Below are 239 nucleotides of genomic sequence, written 5' to 3' on the forward strand. Positions count from 1 at the left end.
AACGGTTAACAATTTCTATATTACGATCCAATCGGTTTGTATACTCGATTGCTTTAACTGGCAGTTCCTCACCAACTAATGTTACTTGTCTTAAACTTATGGATTCTTCTAGAGAAATATAATCCAATACCGTTAAGTAAATAGAAGGTACACTGAAATAATCTGTAACTCCTAAAGTTTTTATAATTTCACTTATCTTATAAGGATTGACCATTTCCTCGTTATTTACTAATACAACC

General features: G+C 31.0%; 1 protein-coding gene. It reads right to left on the reverse strand.

What is annotated here, in order from left to right; genetic code table 11:
• Window positions 1-214: hypothetical protein (locus SB764_RS44325; protein WP_410867353.1), on the reverse strand; the 214-nt coding region annotated here is incomplete at its 3' end.
• Window positions 215-239 lie beyond the last annotated feature (25 nt).

The organism is Paraburkholderia sp. SIMBA_027 (assembly GCF_046535315.1).
Lineage (GTDB): Bacteria > Pseudomonadota > Gammaproteobacteria > Burkholderiales > Burkholderiaceae > Paraburkholderia > Paraburkholderia tropica.